Consider the following 26,209-nt stretch of genomic DNA (forward strand, 5'->3'; position numbering starts at 1 on the left):
GTGGGCCTGCATGAACAAAGACAGTGGTATGCCACCGGACGACGGCGGCTGGGTCCGCGCCTCGGAGCTCCGTCCCTTGATCGCGGCGATGACGGCCCTGCGCGACGGCGACTTCCGGGTGCGCCTCCAGGAGACCCACGAGGGAGTGCCGGCCGAGCTGGTCGCGCTTTTCAACCAAGTGGCGGTACGCAACCAGCATTTCACCGACGAGCTGATGCGGGTGCGCCGCGAGGTGGTCCGGCACGGGCGCCTCGACGAACGGCTCGCGGCCAGCCCCGGGCAGGGCGCCTGGACGGCCGGCATCGGCCATGCGAACACGCTGCTCGACGCCCTGGTGGTGCCGGCGGCGAACGCGACGCGCGTCCTGGACGCGGTGGCGGGCGGCGATCTGACCCAGCGGGTCGATCTGCACGACGGCAACCGGCAGCTGCGCGGCGATCTGCGCCGGCTCGGCCGGGCGGTCAACAAGATGGTCGACCAGCTGTCGCTGTTCACCGGTGAGGTGACGCGGGTCGCGCGGGAGGTGGGCACCGAGGGGCGGCTCGGCGGGCGCGCCAAGGTGCAGGGCCTGAGCGGGAGCTGGCGCGATGTCACCGAGGCCGTGAACACCATGGCCTCCCGCCTCACCGCGCAGGTCCGCGACATCGCGGCGGTGACCACGGCGGTGGCCCGCGGCGATCTGACGCGTACGGTCACGGTCGAGGCGACCGGCGAGCTGCTCGAACTGAAGCTGACCGTGAACACGATGGTGGACCAGCTGTCCGCCTTCGCCGACGAGGTCACCCGCGTCGCCCGCGAGGTCGGCACCGAAGGCCGGCTGGGCGGCCGGGCGCAGGTGCGGGGCGTGTCCGGGGTCTGGAAGGACCTGACGGACAACGTCAACTTCATGGCCTCCAACCTGACGTCCCAGGTCCGCAACATCGCCCAGGTCACCACCGCCGTCGCCAACGGCGACCTGTCCCAGAAGATCACCGTCGATGCGCAGGGCGAGATCCTGGAGCTCAAGTCGACGATCAACACCATGGTCGACCAGCTCTCCGCCTTCGCCGACGAAGTCACCCGCGTCGCCCGCGAGGTCGGCACCGAAGGCAACCTCGGCGGGCGCGCCCAGGTGCGGGGCGTGTCCGGGGTCTGGAAGGACCTGACCGAGAACGTCAACTTCATGGCGGACAACCTGACCTCTCAGGTCCGCAACATCGCCCTCGTGTCGACCGCCGTCGCCCAGGGCGACCTCGGCAAGAAGATCACGGTGGAGGCGAAGGGCGAGATCCTGGAGCTCAAGTCGACGATCAACACCATGGTCGACCAGCTCTCCGCCTTCGCCGACGAGGTCACCCGCGTCGCCCGCGAGGTCGGCACGGAAGGCAACCTCGGCGGTCAGGCACAGGTGCGGGGCGTGTCCGGGGTCTGGAAGGACCTGACGGACAACGTCAACTTCATGGCCTCCAACCTGACGTCCCAGGTCCGCAACATCGCCCAGGTCACCACCGCCGTCGCCAACGGCGACCTGTCGAAGAAGATCACCGTGGATGCCCGGGGCGAGATCCTGGAGCTGAAGGACACCGTCAACACGATGGTGGAGCAGCTCCGTGCCTTCGCCGACGAGGTCACCCGCGTGGCCCGCGAGGTCGGTACGGACGGCCGGCTCGGCGGGCGCGCCCAGGTGCTCGGCGTGTCGGGCGTGTGGAAGGACCTCACCGACAACGTCAACTACATGGCGGACAACCTGACCTCTCAGGTGCGCAACATCGCGCAGGTCGCCACGGCGGTGGCCCAGGGCGACCTGTCGAAGAAGATCGACGTGGACGCGCGCGGCGAGATCCTGGAGCTGAAGACCACCATCAACACCATGGTCGACACGCTGTCCTCGTTCTCCTCCGAGGTCACCCGGGTGGCCCGCGAGGTGGGCTCCGAGGGGCAGCTCGGCGGCCAGGCGCGGGTCGAGGGCGTGTACGGGACGTGGAAGCGCCTGACGACCAACGTCAACGAGCTCGCCCTCAACCTCACCACCCAGGTCCGCGCGATCGCCGAGGTCGCCTCGGCCGTCGCCCAGGGCGACATGTCGCGCTCGATCACCGTGGAGACCCGGGGCGAGGTCTCCGAGCTGAAGGACAACATCAACCTGATGGTGTCCAACCTGCGCGAGACGACCCGCGCCAAGGACTGGCTGGAGTCCAACCTGGCCCGTCTGGCCGGGCTCATGCAGGGCCACCGGGACCTGATGGAGGTCGCCGACCTGATCCTGCGGGAGCTGACGCCGCTGGTGAACGCCCAGTACGGCGCGTTCTTCCTGGCCGACCCGGACGGCGACGGCACCCCGTCCCGCACCACCAGCTCCAGCAAGGGCCTCGCCTTCATCGCCGGGTACGGCTCCGCGCAGGGCGCGACCGTCGACACGACCGGCATGCCGGGCCACGGCCTGGTGCGGCAGGCGGCCCTGGAGAAGAAGCGGATCCTGCTCGAAGAGGCTCCGCCGGACTACATCAAGATCAACTCCGGGCTCGGCGAGGCCTCGCCCGCCAGCGTCGTCATCATCCCGATCCTCTTCGAGGACAAGCTGCTCGGCGTGATCGAGCTGGCCTCCTTCTCCCGCTTCTCCGATGTCCACCTGGCCTTCTTCGACCAGTTCGTGAACACCATCGGCGTCGCGATCAACACCATCATCGCCAACTCCCGTACGGAATCGCTCCTGAGCGAGTCCCAGCGGCTTGCCGTCCAGCTCCAGGAGCGCTCGGACGAACTCCAGCGCCAGCAGGCCGAGTTGCAGCGCTCCAATGCCGAATTGGAGGAGAAGGCCGCTCTGTTGGCGACCAGCTCTCAGTACAAGTCCGAGTTCCTGGCGAACATGTCGCACGAGCTGCGCACCCCGCTCAACTCGCTGCTGATCCTCGCCCGGCTGCTCTCCGACAACCCGGACGCCCATCTGTCCGACCAGGAAGTGCAGTTCGCCACCACCATCCACCGCTCGGGCTCCGACCTCCTCCAGCTGATCAACGACATCCTGGACCTGTCGAAGATCGAGGCGGGCCGCATGGACGTACGGCCCAAGAAACTCCCCCTCATCAAGGTCCTGGACTACGTCCACGCCACCTTCCGCCCCATCACCCTCGACCGCGGCCTCGCCTTCGACGTGGCGGTGGGCGAGGACGTGCCGCGCGAGATGTACTCCGACGAGCAGCGCCTCCAGCAGATCCTGCGCAACCTGCTGTCCAACGCGATCAAGTTCACCTCGTCGGGCCGCGTCGAGCTGCGCGTCAGCCGCATCAAGGACCCGGAGAACGGGGTGCTGCACGGCTCCGACGACCTGATCGCCTTCGCCGTACGGGACACCGGCATCGGCATCGCGCCCGAGAAACTCCCGGTGATCTTCGAGGCGTTCCAGCAGGCCGACGGCACCACCAACCGCAAGTACGGGGGCACCGGCCTCGGCCTGTCCATCAGCCGCGAGATCGCCGGGCTGCTCGGCGGCCGCATCATCGCCGAGAGCGAGCCGGGCCGCGGCTCCACCTTCACCCTGTACGTCCCCGTCCTCTACCCGGGGCACGTGCCCAGCGAGGCCGACCAGCAGGGCTGTGAGCTCACCCTCGACACCTCCGACCGGCTCTCCGACGAGCACCTGCTGCTGCCCGACCAGGACGACGGCTGGCCGACGGCCAACAAGCTGGAGGAGTGGAAGCGGGGCCGGGCAGGTCAAGTCCTGCCCGGGCGAAGGGTGTTGATCGTCGACGACGACATCCGCAACGTGTTCGCGCTCACCCATGTGCTCGGGCGGGTCGGCATGCCCGTCCTGTACGCGGAGAACGGGCGGGAGGGCATCGAGACCCTGGAACGCAACCCCGACATCGAGCTCGTCCTGATGGACATCATGATGCCGGAGATGGACGGCTACGAGACGATCGAGGCGATCCGGCGCAGCCCGCTGTGGACGGACCTGCCGATCGTCGCGCTCACCGCGAAGGCGATGCCCGGCGACCGGGAGAAGTCGATCGCCCAGGGCGCCAACGAATACGTACCCAAGCCCGTGGATGTGGACCTGCTCCTCGGTGTCGCCTGTGCCCTGCTGGATCCCGAGGGCCGGCCGGACGAGGCCGACGGCACCACCCCGACCGTCCCGGAGCAGTCGAGCGGCACCGGGGAGTCCGCGGCTGCACCACCGAGCACATGAGGCGAGCTGGCATGAGCACTGAGGCACCCCCCGGCGAGCGGGCGAGCATCCTCCTCGTCGACGACATGGAGGACAACCTGGTCGCCCTGGAGGCGGTCCTCGGCTCCCTCAACGAGCCGCTGGTCAGGGCGCGTTCGGGCGAGGAGGCGATGAAGGCGCTGCTGCGCCGGAAATTCGCGGTGGTGCTGCTCGATGTGCGCATGCCGGGCATGGACGGCTTCGAGACGGCGTCCAACATCAAGCGGCTCGACCAGACGAAGGACGTGCCGATCATCTTTCTGACCGGCACGGACGGCGACGACGGCTACGCGTTCCGCGGATACGCCACGGGCGCGGCCGACTTCCTGACCAAGCCCTTCGACCCCTGGGTGCTGCGCGCCAAGGTGAACGTCTTCCTCGAACTGCACCGCAAGAGGAGGCAGTTGGAGCGGATGCTGGCCGACGAGCAGAAGCAGCTCGACCAGATTTCCGTGCGGCTCGGCGCGATCGAGGACGAGCTGTCCCGGGGCGAGCTCGCCGAAGTGCCGGAGCTGCGCCACCAGATGGCCCGCCTGGAGGAGGCCCTGCGGGCCCTCAGACGGGCCCGCAGCCTTCCTTGAGCGGGATCAGGCCTCGCGGGAACCCGCGTACATCTCGTCGATGAGGGCGCGGTACTGGCGCTCGACGACCGGCCGCTTCAGCTTGAGGCTGGGCGTCAGCTCGCCGTGCTCCACGTCGAGGTCGCGCGGGAGCAGCCGGAACTTCTTGATCGTCTGCCAGCGCTGGAGGCCCTCGTTGAGGCGCTTGATGTAGCCGTCGACCATCTCCACGGTCTTCGGGGAGGCCACGACCTCGGCGTACGCGCCCTGGATGCCCTGCTCCTTGGCCCAGCCGAGGATGGTGGGCTCGTCGAGGGAGATCAGCGCGGTGCAGAAGTTCCGGTCGGCGCCGTGCACCAGGATGTTGGAGACGAACGGGCACACCGCCTTGAACTGGCCCTCGACCTCTGCGGGCGCGATGTACTTGCCGCCCGACGTCTTGATCAGGTCCTTCTTGCGGTCGGTGATCCGCAGGTAGCCGTCCGCGGACAGCTCGCCGATGTCGCCGGTGTGGAACCAGCCGTCGGACTCCAGGACCTCGGCGGTCTTCTCGGGCAGCCCGTGGTAGCCCTGCATGATGCCGGGGCCGCGCAGCAGGATCTCGCCGTCGTCCGCGATCCGCACCTCGGTGCCGGGCAGCGGCTTGCCGACGGTGCCGGTGCGGTAGGCCTCGCCCGGGTTGACGAAGGAGGCGGCCGAGGACTCGGTGAGGCCGTAGCCCTCCAGGATGTGGATGCCGGCGCCGGCGAAGAAGAAGCCGATCTCGGGGGCGAGCGCCGCCGAGCCGGAGACACAGGCCCGCAGCCGCCCGCCGAACGCCTCGCGGATCTTGCTGTAGACGAGCGCGTCGGCGACCTTGTGCTTGGCCGAGAGCGCGAAGGGGGCGCCGGGCCGGCCGGTGCGGCGGAAGTTGTCCTGGCTGGCCTTCGCGTACTCGCGGGCCACCCCGGCCGCCCACTGGAAGATCTTGTACTTGGCCCCGCCGCCCTCGCGGGCCTTGCCCGCGACGCCGTTGTAGACCTTCTCGAAGATGCGGGGCACCGCGGCCATGTAGGTCGGCTGGACCACCGGCAGATTCTCGATGATCTTGTCGATGCGGCCGTCGACGGCCGTCACGTGCCCGACCTCGATCTGGCCCGAGGTGAGCACCTTACCGAAGACGTGCGCGAGCGGCAGCCACAGGTACTGCACGTCTTCGCCGGTCACGAGGCCCGTCGCGGCGATCGCCTTGGCCATGTACGACCAGTTGTCGTGCGGCAGCCGTACGCCCTTGGGCTTGCCGGTGGTGCCGGAGGTGTAGATGAGGGTGGCGAGCTGGTCGGCGGTGATGGCCGCGATCCGCTCCTTGACCGCCTCGGGGTTCTTCTCCAGGTGGGCGGCGCCGCGTGCCTCCAGGTCGGCGAGGCTGAGCACCCAGCCCTCCGGGTCGCCCTCCACGGGCTCGGCGCCGGCCGGGTCGACGACCACGACGTGCCTCAGGTTCGGCAGCTCGGCGCGGCGCTCGCGGGCCTTCGCCAGCTGGGCCGCGTCCTCGGCGATCAGGACCCGGCTCTCGGAGTCGGCCAGGATGAACGCCGACTCCTCGGCGTTGGTGGAGGGGTAGATCGTGGTCGTGGCGGCGCCCGCACACATCACCCCGAGGTCGGCCAGGATCCACTCGACCCGGGTGGAGGAGGCGAGCGCGACCCGCTCCTCGCCGCGCACCCCGAGGTCGGCCAGACCCGCGGCGATGGCGTAGACCCGCTCGGCGGCCTGGGCCCAGCTGAGCGACTTCCACTCGTCGGGGGCCTGCCCCGCACCCGGCACGGGGTAGCGGTAGGCCTCCGCGTCGGGCGTGGCGTCCACGCGCTGGACGAAGAGGGCCGCCACGGACGGCGGCCGATTCTCGATCAAGGTCTGTGTGTCGCTCACGACGTCCTCCGGGCTGGCCTGCGGCAAGGCTGCGCGACTGGTTGGTTCTCCGGGTGCTCTGGCTGTCCGACGCTTGTTTAACTGGCGAGTAACCATCGGGCCGTGATCAGAGTAGAGCGCCGTCGCCCGGCGCGTAAGAGGCAACGGAGAGTGGTTTCATAACGAACGGACCCCCGTGCGAAGGCGCGGGGGTCCGTTGTGGCGGTGGTGCGGAGAGCCGGTGATCGAGGACCGGTCGAGGGCGTACTACTTCTTCTTGCCGCCCGAGTCGTCGCTGGAGAGCACCGCGATGAAGGCCTCCTGCGGGACCTCCACGGAGCCCACCATCTTCATCCGCTTCTTGCCCTCCTTCTGCTTCTCCAGAAGCTTGCGCTTACGGGAGATGTCGCCGCCGTAGCACTTGGCGAGGACGTCCTTGCGGATGGCGCGGATCGTCTCGCGGGCGATGACCCGGGAGCCGATGGCGGCCTGGACGGGCACCTCGAAGGCCTGGCGCGGGATGAGCTCGCGCAGCTTGGCGACCAGGCGCACACCGTAGGCGTAGGCCGCGTCCTTGTGGCAGACGGCCGAGAACGCGTCGACCTTGTCGCCGTGCAGCAGGATGTCGACCTTGACCAGGCTGGCGGCCTGCTCGCCGGTGGGCTCGTAGTCGAGCGAGGCGTAGCCGCGCGTCTTGGACTTCAGCTGGTCGAAGAAGTCGAAGACGATCTCCGCGAGCGGCAGCGTGTAGCGGATCTCGACGCGGTCCTCGGAGAGGTAGTCCATGCCGAGCAGGGTGCCGCGCCGGGTCTGGCACAGCTCCATGATCGAACCGATGAACTCGGACGGCGCGAGGATGGTGGCCCGCACGACCGGCTCGTACACGTCCGAGATCTTGCCCTCGGGGAACTCGCTCGGGTTGGTGACGGTGACTTCCTTGCCGTCCTCCAGGACGACCCGGTAGACCACGTTCGGCGCCGTCGCGATCAGGTCGAGGCCGAACTCGCGCTCCAGGCGCTCGCGGATCACGTCCAGGTGCAGCAGGCCGAGGAAGCCGACGCGGAAGCCGAAGCCGAGCGCCGCGGAGGTCTCCGGCTCGTACACCAGGGCGGCGTCGTTGAGCTGGAGCTTGTCGAGGGCCTCGCGCAGGTCCGGGTAGTCCGAGCCGTCCAGCGGATACAGACCGGAGAAGACCATCGGCTTCGGGTCCTTGTAACCGCCGAGGGCTTCCGTGGCGCCGTTGTGCAGGCTGGTGATGGTGTCACCGACCTTGGACTGACGGACGTCCTTCACGCCGGTGATGATGTAGCCCACCTCGCCGACGCCGATGCCGTCGGACGGGGTCATCTCGGGCGACGAGACGCCGATCTCCAGGAGCTCGTGGGTGGCGCCGGTCGACATCATGCGGATGCGCTCGCGCTTGTTGAGCTGGCCGTCCACCACACGGACGTAGGTGACGACGCCGCGGTAGGAGTCGTACACCGAGTCGAAGATCATCGCGCGGGCGGGCGCGTCGGCGACGCCGACCGGGGCGGGCACGTCGCGGACCACGCGGTCCAGGAGCGCGTCCACGCCGACGCCGGTCTTCGCCGAGACCTTCAGCACGTCCTCCGGCTGGCAGCCGATGAGGTTGGCGAGCTCCTCGGAGAACTTCTCGGGCTGGGCGGCCGGCAGGTCGATCTTGTTGAGGACGGGAACGATGGTGAGGTCGTTCTCCATGGCCAGGTACAGGTTGGCCAGCGTCTGCGCCTCGATGCCCTGGGCGGCGTCGACCAGGAGGACGGTGCCCTCGCACGCGGCGAGCGAGCGCGACACCTCGTACGTGAAGTCCACGTGGCCCGGGGTGTCGATCATGTTCAGGATGTGGGCGCGGCCCTGGCCGGGGCCTTCGGTGGGGGCCCACGGCAGCCGGACCGCCTGGCTCTTGATCGTGATGCCGCGCTCGCGCTCGATGTCCATGCGGTCGAGGTACTGAGCACGCATCTGCCGCTGCTCGACCACGCCGGTCAGCTGGAGCATCCGGTCGGCAAGGGTCGACTTGCCGTGGTCGATGTGCGCGATGATGCAGAAGTTGCGGATCAGCGCCGGGTCGGTACGGCTCGGCTCGGGCACGTTGGGAGGAGTCGCGGGCACGCAGGGTCCTGATTCTTGAGGCCCGCGGTCAAATCGCGGCGCCTCGTCTCGGGTCGACGACGGTTCGATACGTAAGGAACAGCCTCTATCGTCCCACGCCTGCGGGCCTGTGCTCGGTTTGGGCTGGTCGGGAGGCGGCTGGTACCGTGGACAGCTGTGTCTCGTCACCCTTGTGGCGGCGGGCACGACCGAAGATCGAATCATCGAACCTGCAAAGGCTCTTTCGTGGCGAACATCAAGTCCCAGATCAAGCGGAACAAGACGAACGAGAAGGCGCGCCTGCGCAACAAGTCCGTCAAGTCCTCCCTGCGCACCTTCATCCGCAAGGCCAACGAGGCCGTTGCCGCCGGCGACGTCGAGAAGGCCACGGCTGCGACCCGCGCCGCCTCGCGTCAGCTGGACAAGGCTGTCTCGAAGGGCGTCATCCACAAGAACGCCGCCGCCAACAAGAAGTCGGCGCTGGCGCACAAGGTGGCCGGCCTCCAGGGCTGAAAACCCCGCTTCATCTGATCGACCCGCCCGACGGGACCAAGCGGCCCCTCTACCGCTCCCCGAGGGCACCCCAGTGCCGCGCGCGGACGCGTTCGCCACGCGGGCGCGGTGCTAGTGCCAGAAGTACCCGAAGGCCCCGTCTCCTCCTTCCCCAGGAGGAGACGGGGCCTTCGTGCTGCCCGGGATCAGTGGTGGACGCGGCCGACCAGGTCGACGACCTCGCCGAGGAAGCCCTCGTCGAGCATGGTGGAGACAGCGGTGTCGCCCTCGTCGCGCAGCCCCGCGTCGTGGCAGGCGACGCCGACCAGATAGCCGCCCTCCAGCTCGAAGGTGGCGAAGGCCCACTCGCCGTGCGAGGCGGGCTCGCCCTGCGGGGTGAGCAGGGTGGTGGCCTCCGCGTCGAAGCCGAACTGGGTGAAGCCCATCCGCATGCCCTGGCCGAGCGCCTTGGTGTACGCCTCCTTCAGCGTCCAGGTGCGCACCAGGCGGCGCTGCTGCTCGGCCTCGTCGAGGGCGCCGAGCCAGCGGCGCTCGGCGGGGGTGCACAGGTGACGCTGGACGGCGGAGTACTGGATGCGGCGGTCGGCGAGCTCGGTGTCGACGCCGACCCGGCCCCGCCGGTTCAGGCCCACCACCAGGAGGTCCCGGGTGTGGCTGAGGCTGACCTCGATCTGGTCGCAGCCGCGCAGATAGGGGCGCCCGCCCGCCTTGGAGGCGAGCTCGACGGTCTCGGGCGGGGTCTGCAGGGCGGCGCCCGCGGTGTACTTCACCAGGAGGCGGGAGGCGGCGAAGCGGTCGCGGGCCTCGGGGTCCTGGAGGTTGTTGAGGCGCTGCCAGTCACGGGCGCCGAGCAGCGGGCGCAGCTGGGGGTCGGCGATGGCCGCGGGCAGCCAGTCGCGCCAGTTCGCGTGGACGACGACATGCCCGTGCCAGGCCATGGACTGCCGCACCCGGCTCCATGGGCTGTCGGGTCCCGGCATCAGAAGGGGTTCGGCGATGCCCGTCCTTGTGAGAGGGCTCATGGGGTACCTGCTTCCGCCAGAGGCGCGTCGTGAAGATCGAAACTGCGGCCGGCCCGAAAGCGCGCCAGCAGCTCCTCCGCGACCCGGTCGACGCAGTCCGGCGGCAGCGGAGGAAGAGTGAGGCCGAGCCTGCGGCCGTAGCGGTGCAGGGCGAGCACCAGCCAGGCGGGATCGGCGAGGAATCCGGTGGTGTCCCGGTGGCGCTCCCACACGGCGAGCGCCGCACCGGCCGCGACAAGGACGGAGTGCCGGTCGGCGAGGGCCGCGGTCGCGGGGCTCGCGAGCGCGGCCCGGTCGCCGGGCTCGATGAGGAGGCAGGCCTCGCGCACGGCGAGCAGATCGGCGTGGAAGGCGGCGGCCATCGTCCGGAGCGCCTCGCCGTACGGTTCTGTGGCCGCCGATCCGGTGAGGCGGGCGGCGGACGCCATGAGCGATGCGGCCAGGAAGTCGCCGCCGCCCGCGACTTCGAGGCCGCCGATGTCGAGGTGCGGTACGGGCTCGGCGGCGCGGAACAGCGCGGCCGGCGGTTCGCCCTCCTGGCCCCAGAAGTGCCGCGCCAGGACGGGCAGTTGAGGGATCACCACGGCCTGGCAGGAGGCGGTCCCGGCGTGGCCGAGCCCGGCCGCGGGCAGGTCGCGCAGGAGCTTGGTGAGCGTGCCCTGGTCGGTGTCGCGGCTGTAGCCGCCGGCCCCGAGCACGGTGGCGAGCTCCTCCAGATCGTCCCTGAGCAGGTCCGGTACGAGGTACTTGAGTTCGGCGGCGGCCAGATGGGCGGCCCCCGGCAGCAGGGACAGGGCGCGCAGCACGGCGGTGGCCATGGCGTCGCCCGCGAGCAGATCGGCGAACACACCGGCCAGGACGCCGCGTTGGCGCCTGCCGAGGCTCTCCCCGGCGAGCGCGGCCCGCACCGCGGCGCGCAGCACCGTGTCGACGGAGGCGATGACGGCGCCGGTGATCAGGGTGCGGTTGAGCTGGAACGTCCGCAGGGAAAGGCGTACGCCCGCGCCGAGTTCGCCGACCAGGGCGTCGCCCGGCACCTCGCACGCGTCGAACTCGTACCCGGCGAAGCGGCAGCCGCGCATGCCCGTGGTCGGCTGTCGCTTCAGCAACTGGACACCGTCGGGCGGGAGTTGGGCCGGGTCGAGCAGGAACACCGAGTGCGATGCGGGGCCCGGCGCGGGGTCGGTGCGGACGTAGGCGACGACGGCACCCGCGCGTTCGGCGTTGATGACGACGTCCTTGCGGCCGTCCAGGACGAAGCCGCCGGAATACTCCATGGCGGTGAGTTCGCCGCGCAGCATGGCGGTGCCGTGGGCGAGCGAACGATGCACGATGGCCGCGCGGCCGCCCGACACCAGCAGCCGGGCCACGCTCTCGCGCTGGCGGTCCGACCCGGCGGCGAACACCGGGGCGGCCGCGAACAGCGAGGTGATGCCGTAGCCGAAGGCGAGCGCGACATCGCGGCGGAAGACCGGGCGCAGCATCCGCATCAGCTGGTCGGCGTCGCGCAGCCGGCCGCCGAGGGCGACCGGGACCAGCTCGGCACCGAAGCCTTCCTCGTCGAGCAACGCTTCGGCCGCGCCCAGGAGTTGGCTGTCCCCGTCGGCGGCGAGCAGGGCTCGGAAGCCCAGCTCATTGGCCGGGTCGCAGGGGTCGCCGAAGCGGAATTCGAGCCGCTCGGCGCGGTGGCGTACGTCCGGGTCCGCGGCGGCCCTGACGGCGGCGATGGGCATGGACTCAGCCTCCTTCAGCGGCGTACGGCGGCGCCGACGCGTACAGCGGGCGCAGTTCGCCGCGCAGATAGAGCTCGCGCATCAGCGAGCGGCGGACCTTGCCGCTGGTGGTGCGGCGGACGGTGCCGGGGCGGACCAGGACGACGCCGCCGAGCGATGCGCCGAACTCCTCGTGCAGGCAGCCGCGGACGCGTTCGGCGAGGTCGGCGAGCTGGCCGCGGCTCCAGCCGGCGCCGCGGATCTCCTGGATGGCGACGATTTCCTCGCGTTCGGCGGGCGCGGAGAGCACCACGGCGGAGCCGAACGGGGCGCCGGAGTGCGCGAGTTGGCGCTCGGCCTCCTGCGGGTGCAGGGTGCGGCCGTCGATGAGGAGGGCGTCCTTGATGCGGCCGGTGAGGTAGAGCTCGCCGCCGCGCAGCGCGCCGAGGTCGCCGGTGCGCAGGAAGCCGTACTCGCCGCAGGAGGTGGTGTGGCCGAAGGCGGCGGCGGTCTCCAGGGGGCGGCGCCAGTAGCCGTCGGCGACGGCCTCGCCGCGGACCCAGATCTCGCCGACGGCTCCCTCGGGAAGGACGGCCGAACTGTCCGGGTCGACGATGCGTACGGTGACGCCGCGCGCGGGTCCGCAGCCGGCCAGGGTGCGCACCGGGTGGCCCGGCACCGGCGGTCTCAGCTCGCCCTGCTCCAGGGCTTCGGCGGACACGGTGGCCGGGGCGGGCGGCAGCCCGTCGGCGAGGCTGACAAGGAGGGTGGCTTCGGCGAGCCCGTATCCGGCGGCGAGCGCGCCGGGGCGCAGGCCCGCGGCCGCGAAGCGGTGGGCGAAGGCGCTGAGGGTGACGGCGGAGACCGGCTCGGAGGCGTTGACGGCGGTGGCAAGGGCGCTCAGGTCCAGGCCCGCGAGGTCGTCGTCGCCTGCTTCTGCGAGGCAGCGGGCGTACGCGGAGTCGGGGGCGGCGGTGACGGTGACGCGGTGCCGGGCCACCTCGCGCAGCCAGCTCAACGGGTCGGCGGAGAAAAGGCGTTGCGGCATCAGGACGGCGGTGGCGCCGAGCCAGAGCGGGTGGAGGAGCTGGCCGATCAGGCCGAGGTCGTGGTGGAGCGGGAGCCAGCCGCCGATGCGGGCGTCCTCGTCGGTGCCGAGCGCGGTGCGCAGGCTCTCCATGGTGGCGAGCAGGTTGGCGTGGGTGACCCGGACGCCGCGCGGGGCGGCGGTGGACCCGGAGGTGTATTGCAGGAGTGCGGTGTCGGTGCCGGTCACGGCGGGCAGCTGCCAGTCGGCGCCGTCGTCGGGCAGGCAGTCGACGGCCAGGCACACCACGGCGGAGCGCCCGGCCTCCGCGAGGCGCCGGGAGAGTTCGGGGGCGTGCGCGGACGCGGTGAGCATGACGGCGGCGTCGGTCTCGGCGGCGATCGCGGCGGTACGTTCGGCGGCGGCCCGTGAGCTGTCCGGCGGCGGCACGGGCACGGCGACGGCGCCCGCGTACAGGCAGCCGACGAGGGCGGCGACGGTGTGCGGGCCGCCGTCCATCGAGACCAGGACGGGCGCGCCGGCCGCGCGGCGGCGCAGCAGCGCGGCCGCGACGGACCTGGCCCGTACGTCCAACTCCCGGTAGGTGCGGTGGTCGGCGTTGCCGTCACCGTCCAGGCAGAGCAGAGCGGTCCGTGCGGCCCGGTCGGCGAACCGCGCCGCCAGTGCCCGCGTGAAGCTCTTCGCTGGGGTCATCCTCTGCTCCCTGGTGCTCGGACGGATGCTTCGTCCTCCTACTCTGTTCCTCGCCCCTAGACGGGTACTTGAAGATCAACTGTGCTGAGGCGGCCGGGCCGCTCATCCTCTGCGTCCGGGCACCTCGTTCAGCAGGTCCTGCAGGAGCAGGAGTTCCTGGCGGGTGAGCGGGACGTCGGGGCGCAGCCGCTCGGGGTGGCCCGGCGGCGGGCCGTCGTCGTCGGTGCGCAGCATCAGGCGGAACCCGCTGTCGAGCGAGCGCAGCCGGGCCCTGTTCCCGTCGGCGGCGGTCAGATACATGTCGACACCTCCGTGCACCATGAGGGCCTCGCCCACGGGGCGCAGGAAGCGGCCGACGAGGCGGCGCCAGGTGCCCTTGGGACGTCGGCGGGTCACGCCGCCCTGTCCGTCCGGAACATCCGGGTTCTTCCGGCGGGCCATGTCAGAGAACACCTTCCGAGCTGGGGTGTCCGTTCATGTTCACGTCACCTCTCCCTTCCCCCTGGCCGCCGGACGGCGCCTGGGTGGAGGGAGGATGGGAGCGGTCACTTGAGCCGTGGTCGGGTTCTGGCTGAAAGCTGCGGGTGCGCAGCCGCTCGTACCAGTCCGGAAACGGCATGTGCCGGATTAGTCTCAGCCCCGGGACTTGGCCGCGGCCTATTGCATAATCGCTAACAACCGACCCATGATCCAGCACAACGGGGGGCACCATGGTGCGAGTTCTGATTGCCGAAGACATGCATATGCTGCGCAAGGCATTGGTGTCACTCATTGAACTGGAGTCCGACCTGGAAGTGGTCGCCGAGTTGTCGTCCGGTACGGACATCGTGCCGACCGCGATGGCCATGCGGCCGGATGTCGCCGTTCTCGACATCGACCTGCCCGGCACCGACGGAATCACCGCCGCCGCCGGGCTGCACACCTCGGTACCGGAGTGCCGCACGCTCATCCTGACCAGCCTGGGCAGACCGGGGAACCTCAGACGGGCGCTGGCCGCCCATGTCTCCGGTTTCCTTCCCAAGGACTCCGACCCCGACAGCCTCTGCGCCGCGATCCGCCAGGTGGCGGCGGGCGAGCGCGTCATCGATCCGCAGCTGGCACTCGCCACGCTCGACTCCGGCCCCTCCCCGCTCACCGACCGCGAGCGGGAAGTGCTCCAGTTCGCCTCGGAGGGCATGGAGGCCGGCCAGATCGCATCCCGGCTCCATCTGTCGTCCGGCACCGTGCGCAACTATCTGACCTCGGCCGTCAGCAAGCTCAACGCGCGTAACCGGGTCGATGCCATCCGAATCGCCCGCGAGGCGGGCTGGCTGCACTCGGTCTGAGGGCCGGGCCGGAGCTGCCGCATCAGCCCCGGCCGAAACCTTCCTGCCGTCCCCGGTCTCAGGCCGCGAGGAGTTCGACCTCGGCCCTGAGCTCGAACCGGCCGTCGGGCCGCGGCCCCGCCGTGAGCCGGCCGTTGACCGCCTCGACGCGCGTCGTCAGATTCCCGATCCCGCTGCCGCCGCCCATCCGTGAGGCGAGCGAGGGATCTCCCTTCAGGTCCGCCCCGTCGTTGACGAGGGTCAGCCACACCGCGCCGGCCGTCCGCTCGGCGGTGATCTCACAGCACTCCGGTTTGCTGTGCCGCAGCATGTTGGTCAGGCCCTCGCGTACGAGGGTGGCGAGCACGGTCTCCACATCACCGGGGAGTTCACCGCAGTCGAGCCGGACGGTGGCGTGGATGCCGGCCCCGGCGAGCATGGCCATGGCGTGCTCGGCCTCGGTGTTCAGGCACATCCGCCAGCTTCCGCCCGCCACGGTGCGGACATCGGCGAGCGCCTCGCGGACGATGCCGAGCACCTCGGTCAGCTCCTGCCGCGCCTGCACCGGCTCGGCCTGTGCGAGCCGGCGCACCAGCTCGCACTTCAACGTGATCGCGGACAGGCTGAACCCGAGCAGATCGTGCAGGTCACGGGCGAACCGCAGTCGCTCCGTCGTCACCGCGAGGCGGGCGATCTCGGCACGGGAGCGGTGCAGTTCGGTGGCGAGCTGGGCCATCCTGGTCAGCCCGAACACGACCACGGCACAGATCGGCGTGTACGCGGTCTCGTAGATCACGTCCTGCGTCGAGACGCCCACCGCGTACTGCGCGGCATCGCTCGCCACGGTGACCAGGACCAGAACCGGCCAGGCGGCGAGCATGGGCAGGGCGAGCAGCGCCGATCCGGCCAGGAAGCCGGGGATGCCGGCCCAGGCCTCGCCGAACACCAGGAACGGCACGAACTGGAGCAGCGCCTGTGCGCCCAGCGCCCCGTAGCGCACCCGCCCGCTCCAGCGCGGCCCCCAGGCGAAACGCCCGTGGAAGGACTCGGCGAGCTGGAGCGCGAGGCAGCCGAGCAGACAGAGTTCGACGGTGGGCAGCCCGCGCGCGTACGGCACGTACGACCAGCCTTCGGCCGAGTACGACAGGAAGTAGCCGACCAGCACGGCGAGGGTGATCGCGCCTGCGGCCCGGGGCATCATGTCGGTGCGGCCCGGCCGGGCCGCCCTGCTCCGGTCGCCGGTGGCCGGGTTGCGCCGCCGGGACGTGGGCGCCTCGGCGCCCTGCCTCAGCGGTACGACCGCGCGCAGCCGGAACCAGCCCCGGCCGTCGGCGCCGTGGGTGAGGGTGCCGCCGAGTTCGCGCAGGCGGGAGTCGAGCGCGGCGAGGCCGCTGCCCGGCTCCGGCTTGGTAGTGCGGCCACGTCCGACACCGTCGTTGCCGAGCACCAGGACGGCGACGCCGCCGCCGCACTCGGTGCTGATCACACAGCGCTCGGCCTTGCTGTGCCGCAGCATGTTCGTCAGGCCCTCGCCGAGCACGGCGGCGAGCACGGTGTCCACGGAGGCGGGCAGGTCGCCGCAGCGGTGGCGCACGGTGGTGTCGATGCCGGCCGCCGAGAGCATCGGGACCGCCGCGTTCGCCTCGTCCGACAGGGACATCTGGCGGTAGCCGCGGCTGACCGAACGCACATCGGCGAGCGCCTTGCGCGAGGTGCGCAGCACCTCACCGACCTCCTCGTACGCCCTGGCGGCCTCCTGCGACGCGTCCGCGAGCAGCCGGTAGGCGAGTTCGCACTTGAGGGAGATCGCGGAGAGGCTGAGCCCGAGCACCTCGTGCAGATCGCGGGCGAACCGTAACCGCTCCCCCGCCACCGCGAGCCGCGACAGTTCCTCGCGCGAGGCGTGCAGCCGGTCGATCATGTCGGACATCCGCGAGAGCCCGATGACGACCAGCGGAATCAGCACCGCCTCGATGCCCCCGTACACGAAGCCCCCGGCGTCGAACCCGAAGTGCTCGAACAGCGCGAGCTCCCCGGCGACCGCGCAGGCGAACAGCGGCCAGCCGAGGGCCGCCGGGAAGACGAGCACCGCCGAAGCCGCGAAGAACTCCGTCGTCCCGCCCCACGCGGCCCCGAACGCGATGATCGGCAGATAGGCGAGCAGGCCTTGGAGCACCCAGGTCGCATACCGGTAGCGGCCGAGCCGAAGGATGAACCCCGGGAAGGAATGGACCAGCTGGAGCCCCATGATCGCGGCGAACCCGAACACGGCGGCCACGGCGCGCCACACCGTGGGGTGTTCGGCCCAGACGTGACTGCCGTCGATCACGAAGAAGCCGAGCAACACGCCGGCGGTGATGGCGATGGCGGTACGCCGCGGCAGCGCCCGCCCGGCCCCGCGGCAGGCCGGGTCCCGGTCGGCAGGTGCGCGGCCCGTCCGGCCCCGGTCCGCCGGCTGTGCGCCCACCGGTCTCCCACCCGGTCGGCCGCCCGGTCGGCCGACTGCATCGGTCCTCAAGTCTCCCCCATGAGCTTGCGTTTCTTCGGTTGTGGGTGGTGCATCGCGCGTAGACCGCGTGGTGGTGTGGCGGGCGAAACGCCTTCCGGCAGGCCTGGCGCTTCGATGCGTCAGGCGACCGCGGCGAGGAGTTCGACCTCGGCCTTCAGCTCGAACCGGCCGTCCGGCCGGGCCCCCGCCTCCAGGCGGCCGTTCACCGCGTTGACCCGGGTGGTCAGATTGCCGATCCCGCTGCCGCCGTTGACCCTCGAGTCGAGCCCGGGGGCGGCACACCCGTCGACGCCGTCGTTGACCAGCGTGAGCCGCACGCCGACGGCGGTGCGCTCCGCCGTGATCTCGCAGTGGGCGGCCTTGCTGTGCCGCAGCATGTTGGTGAGCCCCTCCCGCAGCATGGTCGCGAGCACGGTCTCCACTTCGCCGGGCAGCTCACCGCAGTCGGTGTCCACGGTCGCCCGGATCCCCACCCCGGCCAACATCGCGGTAGCGCTCTCCGCCTCCGCGCTCAGACTCATGCGCTGCCGCCCCTCGGCCACCGTACGAACATCGGCGAGCGCCTGACGGGCGATCTGCAGCACCTCGGTCAGCTCCGCCTGCGCCTGCACCGGCTTGGTCTGCGCGAGGCGCCGCACCAGCTCACACTTCAGCGTGATCGCCGACAGGCTGAAGCCGAGCAGATCATGCAGGTCACGCGCGAAACGGAGGCGCTCCGTCGTCACCGCGAGGCGGGCGATCTCCGTACGGGAGCGGTGCAGTTCGGAGGCGAGTTGGGCCATGCGGGAGAGGCCGAAGACGACCAGGGCGCAGATCGGGGTGTATGCCGCCTCGTAGATCACTTCCAGGGGCACATTGCCCGCCGCGTACCAGGCCTCGGTGGTAGCCGCGGTCATCACGGCGACGGCGGGCCAGGCTGCCGGAGCGGGGAGAAGCAGCAGGGCCGAGCCTGCCACGAAGCCGGGCAGACCGAGCCAGGCATCGCCAAGGAACACGTACGGCACGAACTGGATCAGTGCCATCACGCCCAGCGTCCCGTACCGGAGTACGCGGGTACTCCGGGTCACCTCGTCGAACCGCCGGTGGAAGGACACCACGAGTTGCAGCCCGAGCAGGGCCAGCATGCAGAGTTCCGCACCGATCGCCTTGCCGGTCGACAGCCGGAAGGACTGCACGATCACGGAGTTGGCGAGCAAGTAGCCGATCAGAACGGCCACGGCGATCCTGCCGGCCACCCGGGGGGCCACGTCTGCGTGACCGAACCCGCGCGGCTGCGGAGCCGTGTCCGACGAAGGGTCCTGGGCAGCCCGGCTCGCGGCCGGCGCGGGCGTGGTGCCCGGCTCGGGGCACTCATTCACGGGTACGGAGGCGGTCAGCCGAAAGCAACCGTTCTCGCCGGGGCCGTGCGCCAGGGTGCCGCCGAGCCCCTGGATCCGTTCGTCGAGCGCCGCGAGCCCACCGTGCGTGCCGTTCTTCGCCTGCCTCCCCGAACGCCCCACGCCATCGTTGGCGAGCGTCAGCAGCACGGCGCCGTCACGCCGCTCGGCGGTGATCTCGCACTGCTCGGCCTTGCTGTGCCGCAGCATGTTGGTGAGCCCCTCGCGCAGCACGGTCGCAAGGACGGTGTCCACCGGTCCGGGGAGCACCCCCGCGTCGAAGCGCAGTGTTGTCCGGATTCCGGCGGCCTCCAACATCGACACCGCAGCGTCCGCCTCGCCCCGCAGCGACATCTCCCGGTAGCCCCGGCTGACCGAACGCACATCGGCAAGCGCCTTGCGCGAGGTCCGCAGAATTTGCGCCAGCTCCTCCTGCGCCTTCGCCGGAGAATCCGCGAACAGCCGGTACGCCAGCTCGCACTTCAGCGTGATCGCGGACAGGCTGAAGCCGAGAACGTCGTGCAGGTCGCGGGCGAACCGCAGCCGCTCTCCGGCCACCGCGAGCCGCGAGAGCTCCGTACGTGAACGGTGCAGCTTAACGATCAGGTCCGACATCCGCGAAAGACCGACCACAATCAAGGCGATCAGAATGGCGTCGAAGGTGCTGTAGAGAATGGTGGCCTCGTCGCCCCCGGTGTTCACGATGCCCAGGAAGGTGGCAACGGTCACGGCGCCGAAGAGGGGCCAGCCGAGCGCCGCCGGGAACACCAGCACGGCGGACGCCGCGAGGAAGGCCTGCATACCGCCCCACGCGTCCCCGACCAACAGCATCGGAACGTAGGTGAGCAGCGCCTGGAGCGCCCAGGTCGCATACCGGTAGCGGCGCAGACCCGGAAGGAACTCCGGGAAGGAGTGGCTGAGTTGCAGAACCAGGATCGCGCCGAAGCCGAATACGGCACTGACGCGTTCCCATACCGGCGGGTGCTCGACCCACATGAAGGAGCCGTCGATCACGAAGAAACCCAGCAGCACCACGGCCGTGATGGCTATGGCTTTGCGTTGCGGCAACACCCGACTGCCGACGTCGGCGGAGCTCATCTCCGCCCGATCGCCTATTTCTGCTTTCAACTGTCCCCCATGGCTCACGGTGCTCGGTCAGAAGCACGTCCCCGGTCCGGATCATAGGTAATCCGGAGGCCGAATCTGTAGTGCTCGACCGGTTCTCACAGCCGGGCGGCACCTTTGAGATCCACCGCGGAAAGCATCCCGGCGGCGACCGCGTAGGCGCGGGCGGCCCGGACGACGGTCTGCGGCAGTGGAACGTCCAGCGGTGACCGAAAATCGACCTTCCCTCCCTGCAGGTGGAGCAGCAGCCGGGGAGCGTCGGGGCCGTGCAGCTCGATGCGGTGGTCGCAGCCCTCGTACGAGAGCACCGGATCGCTCCCCGGCCTGCGCAACACCGCTCCCTTCGGCACGCGGAGTTCGCCTCCGGGGGCGACCGGCGGCGGGCGGAAGGACGCACGCGGTGAGAGCGGGACCACGCTCAGCAGCGGCGAGGCGCCGATCGCGAGATGGCGCACGATCACGTGCTGGAGCGGGGCCAGGGCGTCGAGCAACTCCCGCGAGGCCTCGTTCCACTCGCCCTCGGGCACGTCGTAGCCGGGAAAGCCGGGCACCACGTTGGCGAGCGACACCGGGCCCAGCTGCATCCGGCGCAGCGCCTCGCACAGCAGCGGCCCCGGGCGTTCCAGGTGCAGCTCCCCCCACGGTGTGCGCAGCACGGTGCTCTGACCGAACAGCACCGTGACGTCCTCGCGCAGCGACCAGAACTCACCGAGTTCGCGGGCCGCGAGGCGGTCGATACGCATGAGAGAGGGTCCTTCCACCGGCAGGGTGTGGTGTTCGCGTGCGATGTACGGGTTCAGAGGAAGAGCGGGACCGGGTTGAGGTCCTCGTACGGGGTCGGCGCGGCCAGTCTGCCGAGCTGCACCGGGACGTCGAAGAGGCGTCCGGGGGCGTAGCGGGCCCAATGGGGTCTGAGTCCGGGCACCACCACCTTGACCACCGGCAGGCCCACGTCGGGCCGCGTCTGGTCGAGTACGAGGAGTTCCATCCCCTTGCCGCGCAGCAGCCCTACGACCGCCTCGATGTCCTCGTACAGGTCGTCGTTCGGAGTGTAGGGGTGCGTGTCCGGGCCCGTCGGGGCGCAGTCCGCGGGGAGGAGATAGGGATGAGCTTCCACGGTCGCCGTACGCAGCCATTCGCGTACGTCGGGGTCCTCGGCGGCCGCGCGGGAGACGCTGCCGTCGGGTGCCACCACGTGCGGCATCATCTGGTTCAGCTCGGTCAGGGCGCGGCGCAGCGCGATCGCGGGGTCGAAGTGGGCACCGAAGCCGAACATGATGTCCTGCCGCTGCCCAGGTTCGGCGCCGCCAATCCTCGACAGCGCGGCCATGACGGGGATGCCGAGGTCGGCGGTCAGATCGAGCACCCACACGTCACGGCCCAACGAGGCGTGTACGCGCTTGAGTTCACTGATCCACGGATCGTCGTAGGCGTCGACGTCCACGGCGGGATGGCGCGTGCGGTTGTACCACCACAGGGCCAGCGCGTCACGCTCGACGAGTTCGAGGAAGCCCTGGAGCACGGCGTCCTCCAGCGTCCCCCCGGCCGCGGTGCCGTTGGAGGTGGCCAGGCAGGAGAACGCACCGGGCGGCTGCGGCACTCCGTAGTAGAGCAGCGCGGTGGGGAGCAGCTTGTGCCGCTGCTCGGTCACCGACCACAGCGGTGTCCAGTCGGTGGCCGTGTCCTCTTCGAAGGGGTCGGCCACGTGCTGGAAGGGGCCGTGGGCCTCGTTCCACACATCGCGGCCGGTGAACTGCCGCGCGTCGTAGAGCTGAACGTCGTTGGGGTGGACCGCGTCCCCGATCAGTTCGCGATAGCTGGCGCGGACCGTTGTCTCGCCGCCCTCGAAGTGTCCGGAGTGGCGCTCCAATGCCTCGGCGAGGGCGCTGACCCTGGCCTGGACCTCGGTGGCGCCCTTGCCTCCGCACGAGGCACGCAAGCCACCCCGTATCGCGCCGAGGCCCTGGGTTCCCGCGGCCGGATTGAGGCCCGCGGAGAAGGAGTTGAAGAAGGCGGGGCCGCACTCGTTGCGATTGATGCCTCGTACCAGGCCGGTGACCGGGTCGACCAAGTGGCCGTACCGGTCGAGGAGTTGCTGAGGCGTAAGGCTGCGGTGGCCGTTTCCGTTGGTGTCCCGCTTGATGCGCGAGCGCAGCACGACCGGAGCCTGCACCTGGGCGGTGGTCATGCCGGGCTCGCCGCACGTGGCGCACTGCGGGCGGCGTACGACCGGGTGGAGCTCACCGGCGAGGGTGAGCCCGTCGAGCGTGCGCAGCGCCTGCTGGCTCGCATCGCGGTATCCGGCGAGCCACTTGGCGGCTTCGAGACCGGCCAGCTGAAGAGCGGCGAGCCGGGCGGCGGGCAGCGTGCAGGAGGGCCGGGGCACCGGGCCCGAGCGGCCCAGCATGCGCTGGACGTGCGCCTCCACCGGGCGGGTCCGCCACAGGCGTTCGGCCACGCAGGACCAGCAGGGCCCGTCCAGGTCACCGAAGAAGGGGCCGATCCACATCTCGGTGCCCTCGGTCTTCACCGGCAGCCAGCGGCGGCCCGTGGCACGGAACTCGGCGTCGATGACGGCCAGTTCGGGGTCGAGGTAGTCGTCGCAGAGGACGAGCGTGAGTTCGGCGGCGCCATCGATGGTGGTGGCGAGTCCTGCGGCGGCCAGGCTCGCGGACAGTTCGTCCGCGTCCGTGCTGCCGACGGAGGTGACGCGTACGGTGCCGTGGGCCAGGGCGGCGGCCGCCCTTGTTCCGTCCAGTCCTGCCGCTTCCCAGTAGGCCTGCTCGGCGGCCTCCTGCGCACTCACCTGGCGCTCGCGGCCGCACAGCAGCCCGGCGCCGGTCAGCCGCGACACCAGCCGGGCGGCCTGCCCGGAGGGGAGCGCGTCCGCGGTGTCCTGGGCGATGCGCTCCAGGGGGCGGGTGCCGTCGAGGAAGGGAGCGAGCCGGGCGATCTGCTCGCCGTGCAGTGCGGTGACGCGCTGGTCGGAGATGAGGTACACCGCTTCACCGGGCACCTGCTCGACCCGCAGGTGCGGCTTGAAGCCCAGGAGCGGGGCGGCGGTCTGGACGGCCCCCATCAGGCGGCGTCTACGAGGGCGGCCGGACCCGGAGTGACCCAGCTTCCTATGCACGACTTCGGCGCCTGAGCCATCGTCAGGTAGCCGCCGAACTCTTCGATCACAAGGTCGTCACCGACAGAAACAGCGAGAGCGACGTTCGCATTCATGGTTTTCCCCCTGGCAGACAGCTGACGAGGACCAGGGGGACCTGAACCCCTAGCCGTCGGCCCTCGACTTCCGGTCGGGCCGACGTCCAGAACTCTGCCGGGTCGGCCGAATCCGCCCCAGTGCCGCGGTCACGGGATGCACATGAAACTTTCATACTCGTCCCCAGGACACTCACATGTCGGGTTCAGGAGCCCGGCACTGCCGTAAGTCCGGGCTGGGTGACAGCTTTTGAGGGTGCTTGGAGCCGGGTCCGAAACCATCGGGTCATCCGGCAGATCCGACCCCGGAGGAATCCCATGGAGATCAAGGTTCTCGGTCCGCTCATGGCCGAGTCGGGCGGCACGTCGGTCGTCCCGAGCGCCGGCAAGCCCCGGCAGATACTGGCGCTGCTCTCGGTGTACGCCAACCAGGTCATGCCGGTGCCGACGCTGATGGAGGAGATCTGGGGCGCCGACATGCCCCGCAGCGCGCTGACCACCCTGCAGACGTACATCCTTCAGCTGCGCCGGCTGATCGCGGGGGCGCTCGGCCCGGACAGCCCCTACACCGCACGTGAGGTGCTCGCCACCCGGCACGGTGGCTACCTCCTCGAAGTGACGCCGGGTGCGGTGGACGTGCACGAGTACGACCGTCTGGTGGCGACCGGGCGCGGCGCCGCCGAGCGCGGTGACGACGAGAGCGCCGCCGCGCTCTACCGCGAGGCGCTCGGCATGTGGCGCGGTCCGGCCCTGGTGGACGTCCGCCTCGGCCCGCTCCTGGAGATCGAGCTCGTACGTCTCGAAGAGAGCCGGCTCGGCGTGCTCGAGCAGCGGATCGACTCCGATCTGCGGCTCGGGCGGCACATGCAACTGCTCGCCGAACTCACGTCCCTGACGGCCCGTCACCCGCTGCACGAGGGCCTGCACGCCCAGTGCATGGTGGCGCTGTACCGCTCCGGCCGGCAGTGGCAGGCCCTGGACGTGTTCCAGAACCTGCGGCGCGGGCTCGCCGACGAGCTGGGGCTCGACCCCTCGGCGCGGCTCCAGCAGCTGCACCGCGCGGTGCTCGCCGGTGACCCGGCGCTCGACTCGCACCTGGCCGGGCGTCGCCCGGTGCTCGACCTCTTCGCCGCCTGAGCGGCGCGCGGGCGGCCCGACCGCCCGGCAGCAACGCGTCCGGACCCCGCCCTCTCCCCCCACAGGGCGGGGTCCGACGCGTGCGTGGCTCGATCCGGCCTCTAGGCGGTCGACGCACAGTGCCCCCGAACGTCGCCAACGACACTGGGGGTTACCTTGCGAGTCATCGATCTGTCGTCACCCGTGGACGCGGCCGGCTGGGAGCCGGACCCGATCGTCCACGAGATCATGACGCCCGCCGAGGGCGCCGCGCACATGGCGGCGGAGATGAAGGAGCACTTCGGGCTCGACTTCGATCCCTCCGACCTGCCCGGGGGCGAACTCCTGTCCCTGGACACCCTCACCCTGACCAGCCACACCGGTACGCACGTGGACGCGCCCTCGCACTACGGATCGGTCGGCGACTACGGGCGGCCCCGCCACATCGACGAGATGCCGCTCGACTGGTTCCTGCGCCCGGCCGTCGTGCTCGACGTGAGCGATGTCGGCATCGGCACCATCGGCGTCGAGCGCATCGAGAAGCAGATCGCCGAGATCGGCTACACCCCGCAGCCGCTCGACATCGTCATGCTGCACACGGGAGCCTCCCGACACTCCGGTACGCCGCGGTACTTCACCGATTTCGCCGGGCTCGACGGCGCGGCCACCGACCATCTGCTCGACCTCGGCGTCCGCGTCATCGGCACCGACGCCTGGAGCCTGGACGCGCCGTTCGGGCACATGATCCGCACCTTCCAGGAGACCGGCGACAAGTCGGTCCTGTGGCCGGCCCACTTCGCGGGCCGGCGCCGTGAGTACTGCCAGGTCGAGCGGCTCGCCCAGCTCGACACGCTGCCCACGCACGGCTTCCGGGTGTCCTGCTTCCCCGTGAAGATCGCCGGAGCGGGGGCGGGCTGGACCCGGGCCGTCGCCCTGATCGACGAATGAGAACCGCGAGCGCCGTGCGGGAAGACACGGTGACGCCCTGGCTGTTCTGCTTCCACCACGCGGGCGCCGGGATCTCCTCGTTCGCCAAGTGGCAGAAGATCCTGGGCGACACGGCCGAGGTGGTGCCGGTCCTCCTTCCGGGCCGCGGGCCGCGGGCCAAGGAGGCGCGGATCACCGACGCCACCGACCTCATGAACGAACTGCGGGAGTTGATCACTCCGCTGCTCGACCGGCCCTACCTCCTGTACGGACACAGCCTCGGCGGCCTGGTCGCGCACGCGCTGACCCGCACCCTGGAGGACGACGGTCTGCTGCCGCCGGCCCGGCTGGTGATCGGCGCCGTACCGCCGCCGCATCTGCGCAACACGCTGCTGCGCGGGGCGCGCCTTCCCGACCACGAACTCATCGATCTCCTCGTCGACCTGGAGGCGGCGCCGCCGGAGGCCGCCGGGCGGGACCGTTCGCTGTGGCAGCGCCAGGTCATCCCGGCGCTCCGCGACGATCTGCGCCTGGGCGAGGCCCTGTGCCAGGTCAACGCGGACAAGGCGGTCGGTACGCCGCTGATGGCGCTTGCCGGGCGCGACGACCCGATCGCGCCGCTGTGGGAGGTGGCCGAGTGGGCCGACTACTCGGTGAGCCGGTTCCGCCTCCAGACCCTGCCCGGCGATCACTTCTTCGTGCGCGAGCGCGGGGTGCCCGAGCTGCTGCGCGAAGTGGCCCTTGAGCTGCGGGAGTCGCTCAAGGGGAAGTACGACGGCGAGTCGAGCGGGCGTCAAGAGGGCGGGACGAGACTCCTTCCAACAGCGGATCTCACAGCGGACCTATCAGAGAGGTGACGCAGCCGTGCTGCACATTCCCGGGGCGCACCCCCAGGCCCAGCCCAACGAGGGG

General features: G+C 70.7%; 18 protein-coding genes. 7 read left to right on the forward strand and 11 right to left on the reverse strand.

Features of this window, described 5'->3' with window-relative positions:
* Window positions 1–88: 88 nt before the first annotated feature.
* Both IE206_RS20830 and IE206_RS20835 read left to right on the forward strand, forming a co-directional pair.
* Window positions 89–4,165, forward strand: a complete 4,077-nt coding sequence (locus tag IE206_RS20830) for a HAMP domain-containing hybrid sensor histidine kinase/response regulator (protein WP_373300958.1) — start codon at window positions 89–91, stop codon at window positions 4,163–4,165.
* Between the two features lie 11 nt (window positions 4,166–4,176).
* The gene (locus IE206_RS20835) at window positions 4,177–4,764 is read left to right on the forward strand and encodes a response regulator (RefSeq protein ID WP_189964153.1); all 588 of its coding nucleotides are present in this window, start codon (window positions 4,177–4,179) and stop codon (window positions 4,762–4,764) included.
* A gap of 6 nt (window positions 4,765–4,770) precedes the next feature.
* Here the strand turns inward: IE206_RS20835 and IE206_RS20840 are convergent, their stop codons facing one another.
* Window positions 4,771–6,654, reverse strand: a complete 1,884-nt coding sequence (locus IE206_RS20840) for an AMP-dependent synthetase/ligase (RefSeq protein WP_189964155.1) — start codon at window positions 6,652–6,654, stop codon at window positions 4,771–4,773.
* Between the two features lie 246 nt (window positions 6,655–6,900).
* Window positions 6,901–8,766: a translation elongation factor 4 gene (gene lepA / locus IE206_RS20845; RefSeq protein WP_189964157.1), complete on the reverse strand. Its 1,866-nt coding sequence runs from the start codon at window positions 8,764–8,766 to the stop codon at window positions 6,901–6,903.
* A gap of 225 nt (window positions 8,767–8,991) precedes the next feature.
* On the opposite strand from lepA, the gene rpsT reads away from it, so the two are divergent.
* On the forward strand, window positions 8,992–9,258 hold the full coding sequence (gene rpsT, locus IE206_RS20850) for a 30S ribosomal protein S20 (protein ID WP_053726104.1): 267 nt from the start codon (window positions 8,992–8,994) through the stop codon (window positions 9,256–9,258).
* Window positions 9,259–9,443: 185 nt separating this feature from the next.
* Here rpsT and IE206_RS20855 read toward each other — a convergent pair whose 3' ends face one another.
* The 4 genes from IE206_RS20855 to IE206_RS20870 form a co-directional block, all read right to left on the reverse strand.
* Window positions 9,444–10,280, reverse strand: coding sequence for a 4'-phosphopantetheinyl transferase family protein (locus IE206_RS20855; protein ID WP_189964159.1), 837 nt, complete (start codon window positions 10,278–10,280; stop codon window positions 9,444–9,446).
* Window positions 10,277–12,013, reverse strand: coding sequence for an acyl-CoA dehydrogenase family protein (locus IE206_RS20860; RefSeq protein ID WP_189964161.1), 1,737 nt, complete (start codon window positions 12,011–12,013; stop codon window positions 10,277–10,279). The genes IE206_RS20855 and IE206_RS20860 overlap by 4 nt, the downstream gene beginning before the upstream one ends.
* A gap of 4 nt (window positions 12,014–12,017) precedes the next feature.
* Window positions 12,018–13,733: a fatty acyl-AMP ligase gene (locus tag IE206_RS20865; RefSeq protein WP_189964163.1), complete on the reverse strand. Its 1,716-nt coding sequence runs from the start codon at window positions 13,731–13,733 to the stop codon at window positions 12,018–12,020.
* A gap of 102 nt (window positions 13,734–13,835) precedes the next feature.
* Window positions 13,836–14,174, reverse strand: coding sequence for a DUF6059 family protein (locus IE206_RS20870; protein ID WP_189964165.1), 339 nt, complete (start codon window positions 14,172–14,174; stop codon window positions 13,836–13,838).
* Window positions 14,175–14,443: 269 nt separating this feature from the next.
* On the opposite strand from IE206_RS20870, the gene IE206_RS20875 reads away from it, so the two are divergent.
* Complete coding sequence (locus IE206_RS20875; protein ID WP_189964168.1) at window positions 14,444–15,058, forward strand: response regulator transcription factor; 615 nt, start codon at window positions 14,444–14,446, stop codon at window positions 15,056–15,058.
* Window positions 15,059–15,116: 58 nt separating this feature from the next.
* On the opposite strand, the gene IE206_RS20880 is transcribed toward IE206_RS20875, so the two are convergent.
* From IE206_RS20880 to IE206_RS20900, 5 genes are all read right to left on the reverse strand, one after another.
* Window positions 15,117–17,504, reverse strand: coding sequence for a sensor histidine kinase (locus IE206_RS20880; protein WP_189964171.1), 2,388 nt, complete (start codon window positions 17,502–17,504; stop codon window positions 15,117–15,119).
* 161 nt (window positions 17,505–17,665) lie between these two features.
* Window positions 17,666–20,020: a sensor histidine kinase gene (locus IE206_RS20885; protein ID WP_189964173.1), complete on the reverse strand. Its 2,355-nt coding sequence runs from the start codon at window positions 20,018–20,020 to the stop codon at window positions 17,666–17,668.
* 125 nt (window positions 20,021–20,145) lie between these two features.
* The gene (locus tag IE206_RS20890) at window positions 20,146–20,790 is read right to left on the reverse strand and encodes a hypothetical protein (protein WP_189964176.1); all 645 of its coding nucleotides are present in this window, start codon (window positions 20,788–20,790) and stop codon (window positions 20,146–20,148) included.
* A gap of 53 nt (window positions 20,791–20,843) precedes the next feature.
* The gene (locus IE206_RS20895) at window positions 20,844–23,126 is read right to left on the reverse strand and encodes a TOMM precursor leader peptide-binding protein (RefSeq protein WP_189964177.1); all 2,283 of its coding nucleotides are present in this window, start codon (window positions 23,124–23,126) and stop codon (window positions 20,844–20,846) included.
* Window positions 23,126–23,275 carry a hypothetical protein gene (locus IE206_RS20900; RefSeq protein WP_189964179.1) on the reverse strand — a complete coding sequence of 50 codons (150 nt, stop codon included), beginning with the start codon at window positions 23,273–23,275 and terminating at the stop codon, window positions 23,126–23,128. The genes IE206_RS20895 and IE206_RS20900 overlap by 1 nt, the downstream gene beginning before the upstream one ends.
* A gap of 297 nt (window positions 23,276–23,572) precedes the next feature.
* On the opposite strand from IE206_RS20900, the gene IE206_RS20905 reads away from it, so the two are divergent.
* From IE206_RS20905 to IE206_RS20915, 3 genes are all read left to right on the forward strand, one after another.
* On the forward strand, window positions 23,573–24,391 hold the full coding sequence (locus IE206_RS20905; protein WP_053726113.1) for an AfsR/SARP family transcriptional regulator: 819 nt from the start codon (window positions 23,573–23,575) through the stop codon (window positions 24,389–24,391).
* A 156-nt stretch (window positions 24,392–24,547) separates the two neighbouring features.
* Window positions 24,548–25,318 carry a cyclase family protein gene (locus IE206_RS20910; protein WP_189964182.1) on the forward strand — a complete coding sequence of 257 codons (771 nt, stop codon included), beginning with the start codon at window positions 24,548–24,550 and terminating at the stop codon, window positions 25,316–25,318.
* Complete coding sequence (locus tag IE206_RS20915; RefSeq protein WP_189964184.1) at window positions 25,315–26,154, forward strand: thioesterase II family protein; 840 nt, start codon at window positions 25,315–25,317, stop codon at window positions 26,152–26,154. Before IE206_RS20910 ends, IE206_RS20915 begins: the two co-directional genes overlap by 4 nt.
* Window positions 26,155–26,209 lie beyond the last annotated feature (55 nt).

The organism is Streptomyces violascens (assembly GCF_014649955.1).
GTDB classification, from domain to species: domain Bacteria; phylum Actinomycetota; class Actinomycetes; order Streptomycetales; family Streptomycetaceae; genus Streptomyces; species Streptomyces violascens.